Origin of the sequence: Klebsiella variicola, from assembly GCF_000828055.2 — a bacterium.
Taxonomy (GTDB): Bacteria; Pseudomonadota; Gammaproteobacteria; order Enterobacterales; family Enterobacteriaceae; genus Klebsiella; species Klebsiella variicola.
Genome location: NZ_CP010523.2, coordinates 303,999 through 322,616 on the forward strand (window position 1 = coordinate 303,999; position 18,618 = coordinate 322,616).

General features: G+C 59.6%; 17 protein-coding genes. 10 read left to right on the forward strand and 7 right to left on the reverse strand.

The window, feature by feature from the left end:
• Positions 1–21: 21 nt before the first annotated feature.
• Complete coding sequence (locus SP68_RS01360) at positions 22–1,242, forward strand: MFS transporter (RefSeq protein ID WP_008806959.1); 1,221 nt, start codon at positions 22–24, stop codon at positions 1,240–1,242.
• On the opposite strand, the gene SP68_RS01365 is transcribed toward SP68_RS01360, so the two are convergent.
• Positions 1,243–1,800, reverse strand: a complete 558-nt coding sequence (locus SP68_RS01365) for a DcrB family lipoprotein (protein WP_012540380.1) — start codon at positions 1,798–1,800, stop codon at positions 1,243–1,245. It abuts the gene before it with no gap.
• A 73-nt stretch (positions 1,801–1,873) separates the two neighbouring features.
• Positions 1,874–2,539, reverse strand: a complete 666-nt coding sequence (locus SP68_RS01370) for a 7-cyano-7-deazaguanine/7-aminomethyl-7-deazaguanine transporter (protein ID WP_008806961.1) — start codon at positions 2,537–2,539, stop codon at positions 1,874–1,876.
• A 206-nt stretch (positions 2,540–2,745) separates the two neighbouring features.
• On the opposite strand from SP68_RS01370, the gene tusA reads away from it, so the two are divergent.
• Complete coding sequence (tusA, locus tag SP68_RS01375) at positions 2,746–2,991, forward strand: sulfurtransferase TusA (RefSeq protein WP_002920858.1); 246 nt, start codon at positions 2,746–2,748, stop codon at positions 2,989–2,991.
• A 799-nt stretch (positions 2,992–3,790) separates the two neighbouring features.
• Here tusA and zntA read toward each other — a convergent pair.
• A complete protein-coding gene (gene zntA / locus SP68_RS01380) occupies positions 3,791–6,001 on the reverse strand; it encodes a Zn(II)/Cd(II)/Pb(II) translocating P-type ATPase ZntA (protein WP_040968930.1) in 2,211 nt (736 codons plus the stop codon).
• Positions 6,002–6,079: 78 nt separating this feature from the next.
• On the reverse strand, positions 6,080–6,706 hold the full coding sequence (locus tag SP68_RS01385) for a lysoplasmalogenase (RefSeq protein WP_004173987.1): 627 nt from the start codon (positions 6,704–6,706) through the stop codon (positions 6,080–6,082).
• Between the two features lie 150 nt (positions 6,707–6,856).
• Here SP68_RS01385 and SP68_RS01390 point away from each other — a divergent pair, with 150 nt between their 5' ends.
• Complete coding sequence (locus tag SP68_RS01390; protein WP_004173989.1) at positions 6,857–7,207, forward strand: DUF2500 domain-containing protein; 351 nt, start codon at positions 6,857–6,859, stop codon at positions 7,205–7,207.
• 13 nt (positions 7,208–7,220) lie between these two features.
• On the opposite strand, the gene SP68_RS01395 is transcribed toward SP68_RS01390, so the two are convergent.
• Positions 7,221–7,496 carry a DUF1145 family protein gene (locus SP68_RS01395; protein WP_002920822.1) on the reverse strand — a complete coding sequence of 92 codons (276 nt, stop codon included), beginning with the start codon at positions 7,494–7,496 and terminating at the stop codon, positions 7,221–7,223.
• Positions 7,486–8,082, reverse strand: coding sequence for a 16S rRNA (guanine(966)-N(2))-methyltransferase (gene rsmD / locus SP68_RS01400; RefSeq protein ID WP_002920820.1), 597 nt, complete (start codon positions 8,080–8,082; stop codon positions 7,486–7,488). Before rsmD ends, SP68_RS01395 begins: the two co-directional genes overlap by 11 nt.
• A 183-nt stretch (positions 8,083–8,265) precedes the next feature.
• Between rsmD and ftsY the strand changes: the two genes are divergently transcribed.
• From ftsY to rpoH, 4 genes are all read left to right on the forward strand, one after another.
• Entirely contained in the window at positions 8,266–9,789 is a 1,524-nt protein-coding gene (gene ftsY / locus SP68_RS01405) for a signal recognition particle-docking protein FtsY (RefSeq protein WP_023323356.1), read from the forward strand.
• Between the two features lie 2 nt (positions 9,790–9,791).
• The gene (ftsE, locus tag SP68_RS01410; RefSeq protein WP_008806964.1) at positions 9,792–10,460 is read left to right on the forward strand and encodes a cell division ATP-binding protein FtsE; all 669 of its coding nucleotides are present in this window, start codon (positions 9,792–9,794) and stop codon (positions 10,458–10,460) included.
• Positions 10,453–11,508: a permease-like cell division protein FtsX gene (gene ftsX, locus SP68_RS01415; RefSeq protein WP_008806965.1), complete on the forward strand. Its 1,056-nt coding sequence runs from the start codon at positions 10,453–10,455 to the stop codon at positions 11,506–11,508. The genes ftsE and ftsX overlap by 8 nt, the downstream gene beginning before the upstream one ends.
• 269 nt (positions 11,509–11,777) lie before the next feature.
• Positions 11,778–12,632 carry an RNA polymerase sigma factor RpoH gene (gene rpoH / locus SP68_RS01420; RefSeq protein WP_002920815.1) on the forward strand — a complete coding sequence of 285 codons (855 nt, stop codon included), beginning with the start codon at positions 11,778–11,780 and terminating at the stop codon, positions 12,630–12,632.
• A gap of 52 nt (positions 12,633–12,684) precedes the next feature.
• Here the strand turns inward: rpoH and pdxR are convergent, their stop codons facing one another.
• Entirely contained in the window at positions 12,685–14,208 is a 1,524-nt protein-coding gene (gene pdxR / locus SP68_RS01425) for a MocR-like pyridoxine biosynthesis transcription factor PdxR (RefSeq protein ID WP_023323355.1), read from the reverse strand.
• Between the two features lie 118 nt (positions 14,209–14,326).
• Here pdxR and SP68_RS01430 point away from each other — a divergent pair, with 118 nt between their 5' ends.
• The 3 genes from SP68_RS01430 (at position 14,327) to livJ (ending at position 18,345) form a co-directional block, all read left to right on the forward strand.
• Positions 14,327–15,592 (forward strand): 4-aminobutyrate--2-oxoglutarate transaminase, encoded by a 1,266-nt coding sequence (locus tag SP68_RS01430; protein WP_016161915.1) that lies wholly within the window; start codon positions 14,327–14,329, stop codon positions 15,590–15,592.
• A 147-nt stretch (positions 15,593–15,739) separates the two neighbouring features.
• Positions 15,740–16,984, forward strand: coding sequence for an aromatic amino acid transport family protein (locus tag SP68_RS01435; protein ID WP_040968929.1), 1,245 nt, complete (start codon positions 15,740–15,742; stop codon positions 16,982–16,984).
• Positions 16,985–17,241: 257 nt separating this feature from the next.
• Entirely contained in the window at positions 17,242–18,345 is a 1,104-nt protein-coding gene (gene livJ / locus SP68_RS01440; RefSeq protein WP_002920812.1) for a branched chain amino acid ABC transporter substrate-binding protein LivJ, read from the forward strand.
• The last annotated feature ends 273 nt before the right edge of the window (positions 18,346–18,618 follow it).

Here is an 18,618-nt window from a genome sequence, read left to right on the forward strand (position 1 = left end):
GTCGAAATCTGGTGGAACCTGATGCCCGAACCCGTCGCCGAGCCGGCGCTCAATGGACTGCGCCTCAATCTGCGGATTGTCTCTGTCGTTATCTTTAACTTTGCCAGCTATCTCACCATCGGCCTGCCGCTGGCGGTGCTGCCCGGCTATGTGCATGATGTCATGGGCTTTAGCGCTTTCTGGGCCGGGCTGGTGATTAGTCTGCAATATTTCGCCACGCTGCTCAGCCGCCCGCATGCCGGGCGCTACGCCGACCTGCTGGGGCCTAAAAAGATTGTCGTCTTCGGTCTCTGCGGCTGTTTTTTGAGCGGTTTGAGCTATCTGTTGGCGGCCTGGAGCAGCGGCTGGCCTCTGGTTAGCCTGCTGCTGTTATGCCTCGGACGGGTGATCCTTGGTATCGGCCAGAGCTTCGCCGGCACAGGCTCGACGCTGTGGGGCGTCGGCGTGGTCGGTTCACTGCATATCGGGCGGGTGATCTCGTGGAACGGGATTGTGACCTACGGGGCGATGGCGATGGGCGCGCCGCTCGGCGTGCTGTGCTATTCACACATTGGCCTCAGCGGCCTGGCGGTAGTCATTATGGCGGTGGCGCTGGTGGCGATCCTCTGTGCGCTGCCCCGCGCGGCGGTGAAGGCTACCAAAGGTAAAGCGATGTCGTTTCGCGCGGTGCTTGGCCGGGTCTGGCCCTACGGTATGGCGCTGGCGCTGGCCTCCGCCGGCTTCGGGGTGATCGCCACCTTTATCACGCTGTTTTATGACGCCAAAGGCTGGGACGGCGCGGCTTTCGCTCTGACGTTATTCAGCTGCGCGTTCGTTGGCACGCGGCTGCTGTTTCCTAACGGCATTAATCGCCTCGGTGGACTGAACGTGGCGATGCTCTGCTTTAGCGTGGAGATTATCGGACTACTGCTGGTCGGCTTTGCCGATACGCCGTTGCTGGCGAAAATCGGTACCTTCCTTACCGGGGCGGGGTTCTCGCTGGTCTTCCCGGCGCTGGGGGTGGTGGCGGTCAAAGCGGTGCCGCAGCACAATCAGGGGTCGGCGCTGGCGACCTATACCGTGTTTATGGATTTGTCGTTGGGGGTCACCGGGCCGCTGGCCGGATTGTTGATGGCGTGGACCGGGATCTCGATGATTTATCTCGCCGCGGCTGGGCTGGTGATGGCGGCGCTGCTGTTGGGCTGGCGGCTAAAAAAACGGCCCCCGGTTAGCGAACCGGAGGCCATCGCACCAGGCCAGTAATTACTGGATGGTGAGGGTGTTGATGATGCTTTCTGCTTCGGTCTGCGCCTGCTGCTGGTTGTCCGCCGGCAGGGTCACCTGCAGGGTCAGCAGTTTGTCATCCACTTTGCCGAGGATCACTGAAGACCAGGCGGTCTGCCCCTTGGCAGAGATGATGCTGTCCAGCTGCTGCAGGGTATGGCCTTTCATCTCCAGCGATTTGTTGCTCACCACCTGCAGCTGCGGGTCGCGGCTACGCTGCTGATCTTCCAGTCGTTTCGCCAGTACCGCCAGATCTTCATTGGTGCTGTCGCCGACGATGACGATGACCGCTTTCTGGCCGGTAGCGTCAGAGTAGACGTGCATGTTGTTCGCCTGGGTACCCAGTTTGCCGCTCTGGTCGGCCATGCCCGCAGGCAGGGTGAAGCTCAGTTTGCCATCCAGCAGGCTGATTGCCTGGCCGCTGGCATTGCTCTCCGCTGCTGCGCCAACGGTTGGCGCTTTTGAATCGCTGTTATCGCAGGCGGCAAGCCCCATTACCAGCAGGCCAATACCGACATATTTAACCAAATTGCGCATTGACATCTTCCTTTCGATAAACGGCCACTAATGGCTCATCCGGCTATCTTAACACATCGGCCCGCGAGTACCTTTAACTCGGCTGTAATGCCGACAAATCAGATTTATCCGCCAGTCTTTTCAACAGCATATTTAACAGCACGCCGTACATCGGCAGGAAGAAAATAATGCTGATAAGCACTTTAAAGCTGTAGTCGACGAGGGCGATTTCCCCCCAGTGGGCGGCCATAAACGGGTCCGGGCTGCGCCAGAAAGCGATAAAGAAGAACGCGACGGTATCGCTGATGTTGCCGAACAGCGTCGAGGCGGTGGGGGCCAGCCACCAGTGGCGACTCTGCCGCAGGCGGTTGAAGACGTGGACGTCGAGGATCTGCCCCAGTGCATAGGCCATAAAGCTGGCGATGGCGATGCGCGCGACGAAGAGATTAAAGGTGCCCAGCGCGGCAAAGCCCTGCCACTCGCCCATGTAGAACAGCGCAGAGATGCCGTAAGAGATAACCAGCGCCGGGACCATCACCGCGAAAATGATGCGTCGCGCCAGCGGTGCGCCAAAAATGCGTACCGTCAGATCGGTGGCGAGAAAGATAAACGGAAAACTAAACGCGCCCCAGGTGGTATGGAAACCAAAAATGGAGATCGGCAGCTGAACCAGATAGTTGCTGGAGGTGATGACCAGCAGATGAAATAGCGAAAGCCAGACGAGCGCTTTTTTGCGCTGTACGGTAGTAAACGGATTCATATTGTGACCTTTTTATGCCCGTCATGCTTCAGGTGAATGAGCAATCGGCAGCGGAACGTTGGGGTGAGGGAACCCAATAAAAAACGGCTGCATGATACTGCGTTGTCGGCGTAATGCAATGGTTGTTTTTCGCGCAAACGTTAACCTGGCTTGCGTACTGGCGAACTGGGGGTAAACTAGGGCCGTTTTGTTAACGTGAGACTAAAATGAGCGAACTTTTCTCCACTCCTGACCATACCCTGGATGCCCTGGGGCTCCGCTGCCCGGAGCCGGTCATGATGGTGCGTAAAACCGTGCGGACGATGCCGGTCGGCGAGACGCTGCTGATTATTGCTGACGATCCGGCCACCACCCGCGATATCCCGGGATTCTGCCGCTTTATGGAGCATGAGCTGGTGGCCCAGGAAACCGAAGCCCTGCCGTACCGCTATCTGATCCGCAAAAGCCACTGAGCTTTTCCCGGATAGCGGCGCGTAGCGCCTTATCCGGGCTATCCGACGGTCCGGAACCGTAGCCCTGCTAAGCGCAGCGCGAGCAGGGAATACTCCGGATGGCGGCGCGTAGCGCCTTATCCGGGCTACCCGACGGTCCGGAATCGTAGCCCTGCTAAGCGTAGCGCGAGCAGGGAATATCCCGGATGGCGGCGCGTAGCGCCTTATCCGGGCTACCCGACGGTCCGGAATCGTAGCCCTGCTAAGCGCAGCGCGAGCAGGGAATATCCCGGATGGCGGCGCGTAGCGCCTTATCCGGGCTACCCGACGGTCCGGAATCGTAGCCCTGCTAAGCGCAGCGCGAGCAGGGAATACCCCGGATGGCGGCGCGTAGCGTCTTATCCGGGCTACCCGACGGTCCGGAACCGTAGCCCTGCTAAGCGCAGCGCGAGCAGGGAATATCCCGGATGGCGGCGCGTAGCGCCTTATCCGGGCTACCCGACGGTCCGGAATCGTAGCCCTGCTAAGCGCAGCGCGAGCAGGGAATACCCCGGATGGCGGCGCGTAGCGCCTTATCCGGGCTACCCGACGGTCCGGAATCGTAGCCCTGCTAAGCGTAGCGCGAGCAGGGAATATCCCGGATGGCGGCGCGTAGCGCCTTATCCGGGCTACCCGACGGTCTGGAACCGTAGCCCTGCTAAGCGCAGCGCGAGCAGGGAATACCCCGGATGGCGGCGCGTAGCGCCTTATCCGGGCTATCCGACGGTCCGGAACCGTAGCCCTGCTAAGCGTAGCGCGAGCAGGGAAGCCGGTATCTATGCTACAACTTCTTACGCAATAACCGCAGCGCGTTAGCCGTTACCAGCACAGTGGCGCCGGTATCCGCCAGCACCGCCAGCCACAGGCCGGTCAGGCCGAGCAGGGTGGTGACGAGGAAAATCCCCTTCAGCCCTAAGGCAATCGCGATGTTCTGGCGAATATTGGCATGGGTGGCGCGCGCCAGGGAAATCATCTGCGCCAGGCCGGTCAGACGGTTATGGGTCAGCGCGGCGTCGGCCGTCTCCAGCGCCACATCGGTGCCGCTGCCCATGGCGATGCCGATGGTGGCCGCTTTCATCGCCGGGGCGTCGTTGATGCCGTCCCCGATCATCGCCAGCGGCGCATCGGCATTCAGCGCCATGACGGCTTTCACTTTGTCCGCCGGCAGCAGACCGGCGCGGAATTCCAGCCCCAGTTCGCTGGCGATGGCTGCCGCGGCGCGCGGGTTATCTCCGGTAAGGATCACCCCTTGAACCCCCAACTGATGCAAGGCATCCACCGCCTGACGCGCGTCGTCGCGCAGGGTGTCGCGCAGCGCCAGAATACCGAGCAGCGTCTCGCCGCGCATCACCAGCACTACCGTTTGCCCGGCGCTTTCCAGCTGCTGGATCTGCGCCTCATGTTCTGCCGGGGCGGCTTTGCTGGCGGCGCAGATCAAGATGCGGCTGCCGTTCACCTCGGCTTCGATGCCAGAGCCCGCCAGCGCCCGCTGGCCGCTGGCAAGCGGAATACTCAGCTGACGCCGCTGTGCTTCACGGACGATGGCCTGCGCCAGCGGGTGGCTGGAGCCTTGCTCCACCGCCGCCGCCAGCGCCAGCAGCGCGTTGTCGTCAAACTCAGCCGTGGCGATCACCGAAGTCACCTGCGGCTGGCCGACGGTCAGGGTGCCGGTTTTATCGAACGCCACCTGCCGCACCTGGCCCAGCTGTTCCAGCGCCGCGCCGCCTTTGATTAGCGCCCCGCGGCGGGCGGCGACCGCCAGGCCGGAGGTGATGGCCGCCGGCGTGGAGATGACCAGCGCGCACGGACAGCCGATCAGCAGCAGCGTCAGCCCTTTATAAATCCACGGCAGCCAGGCGCTGGCGAAGAACAGCGGTGGGACAATGGCGACCAACAAAGCTACGACCATAATGGCCGGGGTGTAGATCCGGCTGAAGCGATCGATAAAACGCTCGATTGGCGCCCGACGTTCCTCTGCCTCTTCAATCAGCTTCAGGATGCGGTCGATGGCGCTGTCGCCCGGTTCGGATATCACGGTAAGCTGCACCAGGCGATCGACGCTGGTGGCGCCCGCCGCGACTCGTTCCCCGGCCTGACGCTCCACCGGCACCGACTCACCGGTCAGGGCGCTTTCATCAAAGCTGGCAAACGGCGACAGCAGCTGGCCATCCGCCGGCAGACGCCCGCCGGCGGCCACTTCAATCACATCTCCGGGACGCAGGTCGCGCTGGGCGACGATTTCCCGCACGCCGTTGCGCAGACGGATGGCGGTGTCGGGCTTCAGCGCCATCAGCGCGCTCACCCCCTGCCGTGCGCGGCTGGCGGCCCAGCCTTCGAGACGCTCGCCGATCAGGAACAGCAGCAGGACCATCGCCGCTTCCGCAGTGGCGCCGATAAACAGCGCCCCGATGGCGGCGACGCTCATCAGCGTTTCAATGGCAAACCAGCTCCCGCTTTTGATCAGGCGCAGCGCCTGGCGAGCAACCGGCCACAGGCCAACCAGGGTGGTGGCAATAAAGGCCAACTGACCGGCGGGGTGGTTGGCCTGCTCCAGCCCCCAGCTCAGGGCCATCATGATAACCAGCGTCAGTAACGGCAGATTGTCGCGCAGCAGCGACCCTCGGGTTTTCTCTGCTGCGGGAGCATCGGCATCGCGCAGCGTATAGCCCGCCTGGCGGACCGCGTTCTCAACCTGAGCGCGGATATCACCCTCGGCGTTAACCAGCAACTTTTCTGTGGCGAACAGCACCTGGACCTGACTGACGCCGGGTACCTGGCGAACCGCGGTTTCCACCTTGCGGGCGCAGGCGGCGCAGTCCATGCCATCAACCTGCCAGCTATAGCGGGCGTCGTCGAGCGCTTCGGCGGCAGGGGCGGATTCTGTGGCGCAGGCGTGATCTGTACAGCAGCTCTCCGCCGGCGCGGTCGCTGGCCGCATGGTGAATGACGAGAATTGTGGGACTTTTTTATCCTGCGCGTCTGGAGTCGACATGGCACCCTCCGGGAAATGATAATTTTCTCATTAGCCGTAGGATACACTCTGGAGTCGACTCCAGAGTCAAGGACTAAATTACAGGTATAACGCGCGCACGATCAGGAAGTGGCCGGCAAAGTAGAACGCGGCGGCAATGGCGTTATCGGCGCGGAAGCGGCGACGATAGTGGCTCACCAGCCATACGGCATTGCTCAGCAGCAGCAGGGCCGCGCCAGCGAAACCGGACAGCGCGGTGTTGGTGGGGCGGGCAAACCACAGCTCACCGGCCAGCCAGACCATCACCAGCGTCATTCCAATAAAGGTCAGCACCGGCATTTTCATCTCTTCCAGCCGACTCCAGATCACCGCCATCAGCAGGGCGCCGAATACCAGCAGCACCAGCGGCAGCGGCCAGAAGAACGACAGCGTCAGCTGGCTGGCGAACCAGATGGTATACAGCAGATGTGACAGGAAGAAAGCGCCCACCGCGTACATCACCCGCTGGCGCGGCAGCAGGGTCAGGGCGTCGCCGAGCAGCGAGGCGCACAGGCCGGCCAGCACCAGATAGCTGATGGCATTGAACATCGGCGCCTGCCAGGCCAGTAACAGCAACAGAATCAGGGTGACAGGTTTAAATACCCAACGTCGCCAGGCCGGCCCACGATAGGATGCATCGACATAAAGCCATGCGGAGAAACAGACAGCAATAAATGACCAAAGCATAGTAAGTCCCTGTATCTGTTATCATAAAGAAAGTTACGGATGCGTGATGCTACAACTCAGTGTAGTGGTTTGGCGTAGCAGATGACAATGTTATTCCCGACGCAGTATGCTGATTCCTGATATTTTTTATGGGTAACCTTGATGAGTAAAATGCCCCTCTTTTTTGTTCTGGTCGTCGCGGTGATTGTGGTGGCGGCTTCGTTTCGCTATGTCCAGCAGCGGCGTGAGAAACAGGCGAATGACGCCGCGCCGTTGCTACAAAAGCGGGTTATCGTCAGCAATAAACGGGAAAAAGTGATTAACGATCGGCGCTCGCGGCAGCAGACGGTGACGCCCGCAGGCAGTGAGATGCGCTATGAAGCGAGCTTTCGCCCCGAAAACGGTGGGCTGGAGGTGGTGTTTCGCCTCGACGCGCCGCAATATCATGCGCTAAGCGTGGGCGATCGCGGGATGTTGAGTTATAAGGGCACAGCGTTCGTGGCGTTTACGCCCGATCCCTGAGCCCTTTTCAGGACTACTTTTTCAGCGTCGCCTTCAGTTTTTTCTGCCAGGCGACGAGCTCAAACACGCCGAAGATAAAAATGCGGATTTGCTCAAAGCGGCTCAGCGGCGGCGCCTCTTTCGGCTGCGTCGCCTTGAGCAGCGTCAACTGCAGCCCGTGCATCAGGATCATGAAAATCAGCGCGACGTTGACGAAGATATTCAGCGGCTTCGGGAAGGGCTGAAACAGGTTCAATAACAGAAAGGCCCAGACGCACAGCATCAGCAGGCGGCCTAAATTAATCAGCATGGTGCTCTCCTTGGGCCTCACGTTGGTAAAGACGGTAGGCGACCTGTCCGGCCACTTTTTCACGATACAGCTGCCAGTTAGCTGGCACCGGCGGTAAACCGTTTTCGACTTCGCTTTCGACATACACCAGGGCCTCATCGGCCAGCCAGCCTTGTGTCTCCAGCAGACGTAGCGTCTCCTCCAGCAGCCCCTGACGGAACGGCGGGTCGACGAACACGATCTGGTGCGGTGTCCCCGGCTGGCTCAGGAAGCTGAGGGTGTTGGTGGTGATCACCTTGCCGCGATCCGCTTTTAGGGTGGCGAGATTTTTTTGCAACTGCTGGGCTACGCCGCGCTCCATCTCCAGTAGCGTGGTGCTGGCCGCATAGCGGGACAGCGCCTCCAGCCCCAGCGCGCCGCTGCCGGCAAAGCAGTCGAGGCAGTGCGCGTCAACGATGGACGGCGCCAGCCAGTTAAAAAGGGTTTCGCGAACCCGGTCGGTGGTCGGCCGCAGGCCCGGGCTCTCCGGCACCGGTAATTTACGGCCGCGCCATTGCCCACCAATAATGCGGATCTGGCCGCTGCCCGCGTGGTTTGGTTTTTTCATCTCTCTGCTCAAGTCTCAACTTCCGGCCTGCTATTCTAGCGATCGACGGCGGTTGACGAAACCTTAATCCGGGGGCGGTGCTGCGAGTTAAGTTAAGTGATAGACTATCCGACTAATTTCATCATTTTTTCAGCTTCTGATGAAGCTGCGCCATGAATAAAACAGCGAGGAGTGTGGTCGCAAATGGCAAAAGAGAAAAAACGTGGCTTCTTTTCCTGGCTGGGCTTTGGACAGAAAGAACAGGCACAGGAAACCGAGACTGAACAAAAAGTAGAAGAACAACAAGCGGTTGCCGATGAGACGCCGGTAGCGGAAACCCCTGCTGAGCCGAGCGCGCCGAAAGCAGACCCGGAGGCGTTTGCCGAAGATGTCGTCGAAGTGACCGAGACGGTGGTCGAAAGCGAAAAAGCGCACCTCGCGGAGCCTGCCAGCGTGCAGGAAGAAGAGGGGGTGGAAACGCCTGCTCTGGTCGAAGACGCGCCTGTTGTTGAACCGGAGCCCGCGGTCAGCGAACCGCCTGAACAGCCTGCGGTGGTTGAGCCTCTGGCGGAAGAGGTGATCGCCGAACCGGTGGTGGCGGAAGCCGTAGCAGAGCAGCCTGTGGCAGACGTTATCGCCGAGCCGCAGGAGACGGATGTCCCTGGAGAGGACGCCCCGTTAAGCGATGAAGAGCTGGAAGCACTGGCGCTGGCGGCCGAGGCGGCAGAAGAGGCGGCGGTCGTGGTGCCGGAGCCCGAGGACGAGGCGCCGGTGGAAGCGCTGGCCCAGGAGCAGGAAAAACCGACGAAAGAAGGCTTTTTCGCCCGCCTCAAGCGTAGCCTGCTGAAAACAAAAGAAAATCTCGGTTCCGGATTTATCAGCCTGTTCCGCGGCAAGAAGATCGACGATGATCTGTTTGAAGAGCTGGAAGAGCAACTGCTGATCGCCGACGTCGGGGTGGAAACCACTCGCAAGATCATTACCAACCTGACGGAAGGCGCCAGCCGTAAGCAACTGCGCGATGCGGAAGCGCTGTACGGCCTGCTGAAAGAAGAGATGGGCGAGATTCTCGCCAAAGTGGATGAGCCGCTGAACGTTGAAGGCAAAACGCCATTTGTTATTTTGATGGTCGGCGTAAACGGGGTGGGGAAAACCACCACCATCGGCAAGCTGGCGCGTCAGTTTGAGCAGCAGGGTAAATCGGTGATGCTGGCGGCGGGGGATACCTTCCGCGCGGCGGCGGTGGAACAGCTGCAGGTCTGGGGTCAGCGTAACAATATCCCGGTGATCGCCCAGCATACTGGCGCGGACTCCGCCTCGGTGATTTTCGACGCCATTCAGGCGGCGAAGGCGCGCCATGTTGACGTACTGATTGCCGACACCGCCGGGCGTCTGCAGAATAAATCGCACCTGATGGAAGAGCTGAAGAAGATTGTCCGGGTGATGAAAAAACTGGACGTCGACGCGCCGCATGAGGTGATGTTAACTATTGACGCCAGCACCGGGCAGAATGCCATTAGCCAGGCCAAACTGTTCCATGAGGCGGTAGGATTGACCGGGATCACCCTGACCAAGCTGGACGGCACCGCCAAAGGCGGCGTGATCTTCTCGGTGGCCGATCAGTTCGGCATTCCGATTCGCTATATTGGCGTCGGCGAGCGTATTGAGGATCTGCGTCCGTTTAATGCGGGCGACTTTATTGAGGCACTTTTTGCCCGAGAGGATTAAGAATGATTCGCTTTGAACAAGTCAGCAAAGCCTATCTCGGTGGGAGACAAGCGCTGCAGGGGGTGACCTTCCACCTGCAGCCGGGCGAGATGGCGTTTCTGACCGGCCATTCCGGCGCAGGGAAGAGTACCCTGCTGAAGCTTATCTGTGGTATCGAACGGCCCAGCGCCGGGAAAATTTTCTTCAGCGGTCATGAAATCAGCCGCCTGAAGAGCCGTGAGGTGCCGTTCCTGCGCCGCCAGATCGGCATGATTTTCCAGGACCACCATTTGCTGATGGATCGTACCGTGTATGACAACGTGGCGATCCCGCTGATTATCGCCGGCGCCAGCGGCGATGACATTCGTCGCCGCGTCTCGGCGGCGCTGGACAAGGTCGGCCTGCTGGACAAAGCGAAGAACTTTCCGATTCAGCTCTCCGGCGGTGAGCAGCAGCGCGTCGGTATAGCCCGCGCGGTGGTCAACAAGCCGGCGGTGCTGCTGGCGGATGAACCGACCGGTAACCTCGACGAGGCGCTCTCGGAGGGGATTTTACGTCTGTTTGAAGAGTTTAACCGCGTTGGGGTGACGGTACTGATGGCGACGCACGATCTGGGGCTTATCTCCAGTCGTCCGTACCGCGTGCTGTCGCTCAGCGACGGCCATCTGCATGGAGGCATTCGGGGTGAATAAGCGCGACGCAATGAACCAGATTCGCCAGTTCGGCAGTAAGTTCGATCGCCTGCGCAACGCGGCGGGTGGCAGCGGCGGCGGGCGCAATGCGCCAAAACGGCCGAAAGCGGCGCCTAACCCGGCCTCGCGTAAGAGTAACGTGTTCAACGAACAGGTGCGCTATGCCTGGCACGGCGCGTTGCAGGATCTCAAAAGCACGCCGCTGGCGACCTTCCTGACGGTGATGGTCATCGCCATTTCGTTGACCCTGCCAAGCGTCTGCTACATGGTCTACAAAAACGTCAGCAGCGCGGCGTCACAGTATTATCCATCGCCGCAGATCACCGTTTATCTGGAAAAAACGCTGGATGACGACGCCGCGGCGCGGGTGGTGGGCCAGCTGCAGGCGGAGCAGGGCGTCGACAAGGTAAACTATTTGTCCCGTGACGAGGCGCTGGGTGAATTCCGTAACTGGTCAGGCTTTGGCGGCGCACTGGATATGCTGGAAGAGAACCCGTTGCCGGCGGTCGCCATCGTGGTGCCGAAGCTGGATTTCCAGAGCACGGAAGCGCTCAATACCCTGCGCGAGCGGGTATCGCGGATCCAGGGGGTGGATGAGGTGCGGATGGACGACAGCTGGTTTGCCCGTCTCTCCTCGCTTACCGGGCTGGTAGGCCGCGTGTCGGCGATGATCGGCGTGCTGATGGTGGCGGCGGTGTTCCTGGTGATCGGCAACAGCGTGCGCCTGAGCATCTTTGCCCGCCGCGATACCATTAACGTGCAGAAGCTGATCGGCGCCACCGACGGCTTTATCCTGCGTCCGTTCCTCTACGGCGGGGCGATGCTGGGCTTCTCCGGCGCGTTTTTATCGCTGATCCTGTCGGAGATTCTGGTGATGCGCCTCTCGTCGGCGGTGACCGAAGTGGCGAAAGTGTTCGGCACCCAGTTTGAGCTGAGCGGCCTGGGCTTCGACGAGTGCCTGTTGATGCTGATTGTCTGCTCGATGATCGGGTGGGTCGCCGCCTGGCTGGCGACAGTGCAACATTTACGTCACTTTACTCCCGATTAAAAAAAGCGTGATATAATCTTTCCCTGCTGCAATGAGTTCCTGTTCGCAGGGAAAGATACCGCAAGCTTGTTCTCCTTTTCCTGCCCTCACTTGTTCATCGTGGTGTCACATTTTGTGCGTAATTTATTCACACCGTTGCATGGAACTTGTGGATAAAATCACTGTCTGATACTAATGTGAGTGATATTCTCGTTGCTCATGAATGCTGGCATGCTTGTTGCCTGATGGGGACAAGAACGCGTCAGAAGATATCAATTGAGAGGATTTGAATGACCAAAGAAATGCAAACTTTAGCTTTAGCCCCCGTTGGTAACCTGGAATCGTACATCCGGGCCGCTAACACTTGGCCGATGCTGTCGGCTGATGAAGAGCGGGAGCTTGCTGAAAAGCTGCATTACCAGGGCGATCTGGAAGCAGCGAAAAAGCTGATTCTGTCTCACCTGCGCTTTGTTGTTCACATTGCTCGTAACTACTCGGGCTATGGCCTGCCGCAGGCGGATCTGATCCAGGAAGGCAATATCGGCCTGATGAAAGCCGTGCGTCGCTTCAACCCGGAAGTGGGTGTGCGCCTGGTCTCCTTCGCCGTGCACTGGATTAAAGCTGAAATTCACGAATACGTGCTGCGTAACTGGCGTATTGTGAAGGTCGCTACCACCAAAGCACAGCGTAAGCTGTTCTTTAACCTGCGTAAAACCAAACAGCGTCTGGGTTGGTTCAACCAGGATGAAGTGGAAATGGTGGCCCGTGAGCTGGGCGTGTCGAGCAAAGACGTCCGCGAGATGGAATCCCGCATGGCGGCCCAGGACATGACCTTCGACATGTCTTCCGACGATGAGTCCGACAGCCAGCCGATGGCGCCGGTCCTTTATCTGCAGGACAAAACGTCTAACTTTGCCGACGGCATCGAAGACGACAACTGGGAAGAGCAGGCGGCGAATAAGCTGACTGACGCGATGCAGGGCCTGGACGAGCGTAGCCAGGACATCATCCGCGCCCGCTGGCTGGACGAAGACAACAAGTCCACGCTGCAGGAACTGGCCGACCGCTACGGCGTCTCCGCAGAGCGTGTGCGTCAGCTGGAAAAGAACGCCATGAAAAAACTGCGTGCCGCTATCGAAGCCTGATACGCCACGCCTGCCTGATACCTGATATCAGGCTCCCCGATAACGCCCCGCCTCAGGTTGGGGCGTTTTGTTTTTCTGCGTCCTCCCGGGGCAGGAGCATCTGCGGGCAGTGCGTCTGCAGGCAGCCGAGTAAGACGCTGAACGCCGGCGCCATCTGCTCTTCGGGCTGGCTGGCGAATCCCATCAGTAATCCTTTCTTCCGCGCCGCCGTCAGGTAGTAGCGCGACAGCGGCCGCACCAGAATGTGGCGCGCATTAGCCTCTTTGGCAATCGCCACATCGTCAGCCTCTGCGGGCAAATTGAGGATCAAATGCAGCCCGGCATTATCGCTGAAGTCAGACAGGGCGTACGGCATACAGTGCCGCTGGATAAGCTCAGTTAAAAAGGCGCGGCGACGGCTGTAGAGCAACCGCATACGGCGGATATGGGCCGAATAGTGGCCGGCGGTAATAAACTCCGCCAGCGCCATCTGGATCAGCGAATGGCCGCCGCGGTAAAGCTCGGCATGGGCGTGCTTCAGATCGCTGACCAGCGGACGGGGGATCACCACGTAGCCCAGGCGCAGGCCGGGATAGAGCGTTTTGCTGAAGGTGCCGATATAGACCACCGGGGCATCGGGGACCAGACCCTGCAGGGCGGGGATCGGCTGGCCGGAAAAGCGAAACTCACTGTCATAATCATCTTCGACGATCCAGCTCCCCTGCTGACGGGCGAGCGCCAGCAGTCGCTGGCGGCGCTCAAGGCTCATCACCGCGCCCAGCGGGTACTGGTGGGAAGGCGTAACGAAGATGAGCCTCGGCGCGTCGTCAACCGTTTCCGGCGGGCACAGGCCGTTGGCATCGACGGTCAGGGGTTCCACCCGAACGTCGTTCATCGCCAGCACGTGGCGGATCCCCCAATAGGAAGGCTCCTCCACCCACGCCAGATCGCCGTTATCACACAGCATGCGGGTGACCAGATCGATCGCCTGGTGGATCCCCTCGGTGATAAGAATTTGATCTGCCTGACAGTGGACGCCGCGCGACACGCGCAGATAATCCACCAGCGCCTGCTGCAGTTCCGGGGTGCCACCGTTGCAGCTATAGCTGAGCCGCTCCGGCTTGGGCCGACGGCTGATACGGGCCTGGATCTTACTGAACAGCGGGTGGGGAAAGGCGTTAACGTCCGGCACGCCGGGTATAAACGCCCCCCACTGGCGCGGGCTGGCGCTGACCTGGCCGAGCAGATGTTGGCCTCGGCGTGAAAGATGCACCGTCGGTGCCGCGATACTGCTGTTTTCTTGCTGACCTTTAGCCGTCAATGAGCTCTCAGGGGCGGTTTGGGCAACGAATGTTCCACTTCCCCGGCGGGAAACCACATATCCTTCCGCCAGTAATTGTTCATAAGTTGTTAATATGGTGTTTCTTGATACGCCGAGTTCACCCGCCAGATCGCGCGACGGCGGCAGGCGGCTTTGCGGCGCCAGCGAACCATCGAGGATCGCGCGGCGCAGCGCGTTATATAAGCGTTTGTGCAGAAGAGGATCCCGCTCTTCCTGCAGACGGACCAGCACCAGGTCACCCACCAGCGAACGCAATTGGATCCCTCAGATATTCTAAATTGGTACTCGATTATAGGGCCAACTCCTGTGTAAATAAACGACATCGTTTCTAATTTGTTGCGATAACGTGACATACACGACAGGAGATTCGCAGGTGAAAAGCTCAGAACTGAATCAACGTCGCCAGCAGGCGACGCCGCGCGGCGTAGGCGTAATGTGTAACTACTTTGTCGAGAAGGCGGAAAACGCCACGCTGTGGGATATCGAAGGCAATGAGGTGATCGATTTCGCCGCCGGGATCGCCGTGTTAAATACCGGTCACCGCCATCCGAAAGTGGTCGCCGCGGTCGCCGATCAGCTGCAGGCGTTCACCCACACCGCCTATCAGATTGTGCCGTACGAAAGCTATGTTTCGCTGGCGGAGCGTATCAACGATCTGGCGCCAATTGACGGGCCGGCAAAAACGGCTTTCTTCACCACCGGCGCGGAGGCGGTTGAGAACGCAGTGAAAATTGCCCGCGCTTACACCGGCCGCCCTGGACTAATTACTTTCGGCGGCGGCTTCCACGGCCGTACTTTTATGACCATGGCCCTCACCGGTAAGGTCGCGCCCTACAAAATCGGCTTCGGGCCGTTCCCGGGATCGGTGTATCACGGCGTTTATCCCAATGAGGCGCACGGCGTGACCACCGCGGATGCGCTGAAAAGCCTGGAGCGCATTTTCAAAGCGGATATTGCGCCGGACCAGGTAGCGGCCATCATCCTCGAGCCGATCCAGGGGGAAGGCGGCTTTAACGTCGCGCCGGCCGATTTTATGCAGGCGCTGCGCGATCTGTGCGATACCCACGGTATTCTGCTGATCGCTGATGAAGTGCAGACCGGTTTCGCCCGCACCGGCAAGCTGTTCGCTATGCAGCACTATCAGGTGAAACCGGATCTGATGACGATGGCGAAAAGCCTCGCCGGCGGCTTCCCGCTGTCGGGCGTTGTCGGTCGCGCCGAGGTGATGGATGCGCCAGCCCCAGGCGGGCTGGGCGGAACCTATGCCGGTAACCCGCTGGCGGTGGCCGCGGCGCACGCGGTGCTGGATGTCATTGCCGAAGAGCAGCTGTGTCAACGGGCTGAACAGCTGGGTAGCCATCTGCAGGAGGTGCTCAACCAGGCGCGCGCCACCTGCCCGGCGATCGTTGATGTCCGTGGCCGGGGGTCGATGGTGGCGGTGGAGTTTAACGATCCGCAAACTGGCGAGCCGTCGCCGGAGTTCACCCGCCTTGTGCAACAGAAAGCGCAGGAAAACGGCCTGCTGCTGCTGAGCTGTGGCGTCTACGGCAACGTGATCCGCTTCCTGTATCCGTTGACTATCCCCGACGCCCAGTTCTCGAAAGCGCTGGATATTCTGGCGCGCATCCTGAAGAGCTAACGTCTCCCCGGCGGGCTGCGGCGGCAGGGAAGCCGAACAGAAACAGGACGCCGCAGCCGGCTGTTCATGCTCAGCGTGAGTGGTGTATCACCCTGATATCACCTTTTTTCCGGCGGTAAAAACCGCCGGAGTAAAACGGAAAGTATTATGTCTGAAAACTCCACCTTTTCTCCCGTCCTCACCGGCCGGGAACGTACGGCTGTCCCTACAAAATCTCTGAGCTTCATCGAAGGGGTATCGATGATTGTCGGTACCAATATCGGTGCGGGTGTCCTCTCTATCGCCTATGCGTCGAGCAAAGCGGGCTTCTTACTGCTGCTGTTCTGGCTGGTGCTGGTGGGCAGCCTGACGACGGTGACCATGCTCTATGTCGCGGAATCCACGCTCCGTACCCGTAAACATCTGCAGCTCAGCGGTTTATCGAAGCGCTACGTCGGCGCCTTTGGCGCGCTGATGATGTTCCTCTCCGTTTGCGTCAACAGCGTCGGCGCATTGACGGCTTATATGACCGGCAGCGGCAAGCTGCTGCACTCGTTGTTTGGCATCTCGCCGGCGCTGGGCAGCGTGCTGTTTTTCGTCCCGGCGGCAGGGGTGCTCTACCTGGGCCTGAAGGCGATCGGCCGCGGCGAGAAATTTATCAGCATCGGCATGGTGGTGATGATCTCGGTGCTGGTGATTGCCACGCTGTTGAAAGAGACCACCCGTGTGGGCTATCTGCTCGACGGCAACTGGCTGTATATGGTTCCGGTCTTCAATGTCGTGGCATTCTGCTTCTCGGCACAGTATATCGTGCCGGAGATGGCGCGGGGCTTCGCCGACAAACCGGAAAAATTGCCCAGGGCCATTATGGTCGGTATGGCTTTGACCTTTGCCCTGCTGGCGCTGGTGCCGCTATCGGTTATCTCGCTTAATGGCCTGGACAATATCTCGGATGTGGCCACCATCTCCTGGGGCCGGGCGCTTGGCGAATGGGCGTTCTTCTCGGCCAACCTGTTTGCGCTGTGCGCCATGCTGACCTCTTACTGGGGGCTGGGCGGCAGCTTTCTGACCAATATCTTCGATCAGTTCCGCCTGGGGAATGACGAACAGCCCGCCCGGCGCCTGATGGTGCTGTTGGTGGTGGCGATCCCGCCGTTCGTGCTGGCCTATAGCGGCATGGTTTCTTTCGTCAACGCGCTCTATTTTGCCGGAGTGTTCAGCGGCGTCATTTTATCAATTATGCCGATCCTGATGCTGAAGGGCGCCCGCCAGCGTGGCGACCTGACCCCAGGCTGGACCTGTCCGGCCTGGATGACCCATCCGCTTATCCAATGCTTCATTGTGTTGTTGTATCTTTGCAGCGCCGTCTACGCGATAGCGTCCGCGGTAGGCTACCTGCCCGCTGGCTGGTAATCAGGGCCTGTTTTGCACCGCGTCCGGTTCATGCTGGCGCGGTTTTTTTATTTGTCACTTATCTGTTACATAGCCCGCAATTTAGTCGTTTCAAATTCCTCAGAATGACGGTATGTTTAGCATAGTGTGCTGCAAAAGCGCGAGCAGCCCCCGGTGGATTAGCTATCATATGCTTTTCCTATCGATATAAACAAAATAATGCGCTAACAAACAACATCACAACAAATGCAAAAACCATAATAATGGGGAGCCTCAGGATGAATATGAAGGGTAAAGCGTTACTGGCAGGATGTATTGCCTTAGTTATGAGCAGCGCGGCGCTGGCGGAAGACATCAAAATCGCGGTCGTCGGGGCGATGTCCGGCCCGGTGGCTCAGTACGGCGACCAGGAGTTTACCGGTGCCGAGCAGGCGGTAGCGGATATCAACGCTAAGGGCGGCATCAAGGGCAATAAGCTTCAGATCGTCAAATATGATGACGCTTGCGACCCGAAACAGGCGGTAGCGGTCGCCAACAAAGTGGTCAACGACGGCATCAAGTACGTTATTGGCCATCTGTGCTCCTCTTCCACTCAGCCGGCGTCTGACATCTATGAAGACGAAGGCATTCTGATGATCACGCCGGCCGCGACTGCTCCGGAGCTGACCGCGCGCGGCTATAAGCTGATCCTGCGCACCACCGGCCTGGACTCCGATCAGGGACCCACCGCAGCGAAATACATTCTCGACAAAGTGAAGCCGCAGCGTATCGCTGTGGTACATGATAAACAGCAGTACGGTGAAGGTTTGGCCCGTGCGGTGCAGGATGGCCTGAAAAAAGGCGGGGCGAACGTGGTCTTCTTCGACGGCATCACCGCCGGTGAGAAAGATTTCTCCACCCTGGTGGCGCGCCTGAAGAAAGAGAATATCGATTTCGTTTACTACGGTGGCTACCACCCGGAAATGGGCCAGATCCTGCGTCAGGCCCGTGCTGCCGGTCTGAAAACCCAGTTTATGGGCCCGGAAGGCGTAGCGAACGTCTCCCTGTCTAACATCGCCGGCGAGTCGGCGGAAGGCCTGCTGGTGACCAAGCCGAAGAACTACGACCAGGTGCCGGCGAACAAACCGATCGTGGATGCGATCAAGGCGAAGAAACAGGATCCGAGCGGCGCCTTCGTGTGGACCACCTACGCGGCGCTGCAGTCGCTGCAGGCGGGCCTGAATCAGTCTGACGATCCGGCGGAAATCGCTAAATACCTGAAAGGCGCGACGGTAGACACCGTGATGGGCCCGCTGTCGTGGGATCAGAAAGGCGACCTGAAAGGCTTCGAGTTCGGGGTCTTTACCTGGCATGCTAACGGTACGGCGACCGACGCCAAATAATTTAACCGGCGCCTTTCACGCTGCAAATGCGTTGTCTGCGGCCCTCAACCCCGGTCACTTACTGATGTAAGCTCCCGGGGATTTCGGGTCTTGACGCCTTTTTGCAACGCGAAATGCTGGGTTAAATGGGTGGGGGGCGCCTTTCCCGCTGCCGATGCGTTGTCTGCGGCCCTCAACCCCGGTCACTTACTGATGTAAGCTCCCGGGGATTTCGGGTCTTGACGCCTTTTTGCAACGCGAAATGCTGGGTTAAATGGGGGGCGCCTTTCACGC